Origin of the sequence: Streptomyces sp. NPDC048473, from assembly GCF_043200155.1 — a bacterium.
GTDB lineage: Bacteria > Actinomycetota > Actinomycetes > Streptomycetales > Streptomycetaceae > Streptomyces.
In genome coordinates this window covers 1-1128 of sequence record NZ_JBICXE010000205.1, presented here as the reverse complement: position 1 = coordinate 1128, position 1128 = coordinate 1, and the positions used below count along the sequence as shown (strand labels likewise).

The following is a 1128-nucleotide window of genomic DNA, read 5'->3' as shown; positions in this document are numbered from 1 at the left end:
GTGGGCAGCGCGAGGCCGTGGGCGGACGGGCCGGACGGTTCCTCGTCGGTGTCGTTCATGCCGGAGGGACCGAAGAGAGAGCCGTCGTCGCTGTCTTCCCTCAGCCCGTCCCCGTCTTCCCCGACGTCCCGTACCTCCAGATCCAATACCGCTGTTTCCTGACCAACCTCCGCACCGAAACCCACCACACCGGCCCGCACACCCGAAACCCCAGCACCAGCAACCGAAGACTCCAACCCGTCACCGGAAGCAACCTCACCACTGGTTACCCAACGCTCGAAAAACTCTCCCTTCCGCTCAACAACCACCCTGCCGAAAGGAACACCCGCCAACGAAAGCGCCCTTTTCGCCCCCTCCTGCAAATCCCACACTCCCCGCTCAAGATTCGCAAACCAATAACCAAGAGGGAATCCATCCTCCACATGATCCCTGGCGGGAAGACCGCCACGACTCCCAAAATCATTCCCACCCCTGTAATACGAACCGATCGCCTCCACCACCCGACGTGACCCCGAACCGTGGCCCAAGGCAGGGGAAGTCGTTTTCCACTTTCCATCCACCAACGAGAAATTAATCCCCGCCCACCGGAGAGCCTCCTTCATCCCCTCCCCAAGGAATACAAGCCCATTGCTTTTGAAGTTATTGGCCCACCTGCCAATATTGAATCCGCCTACCTTGGAATCGCGTGAGGGAAGATGCCCGAAGAATTTGAAGTTCTTTTCGTAAAAATCCCTGAACGCCGACTCCATCAGCAGAGAACGTACATGGTCACCACGAGAAAGAGATTTCATTTTCCACATTCCGCTGTCTGCATCTATCTCGAAATCAATCCCCGCTTTCTTAAGGGCATCCCTTACGGCATCCGAAAGATTTTTGCGACCTCTTGCTTTGAAATCTGCAAACCATCTGCCGAGCTTGAAACCATTTTCCTCGTATTCAAGCGTTGGGAGGGATCTGACAAGATCACGTTTCTCTCCGTAATACGAGTTGATTGCTTGCGCCAGGTCTGTCTCATGGGCCGCTGCTTCTGCGGCCGTGAGGCCGCCGCCGCCTGGCAGGTGGGGGTGTGCCAGCTGGTCCGCGTCGTTGATCCTGAGCCGGTCCAGGTCGATACCGAGGTTGCTCAAG

Annotated in this window: 1 protein-coding gene; it reads right to left on the bottom strand. The window is 57.0% G+C overall.

The annotated features are described in order from the left end of the window. Positions 1 to 1128: hypothetical protein (locus ACGFU7_RS48255; protein WP_393705190.1), on the bottom strand; the 1128-nt coding region annotated here is incomplete at both ends.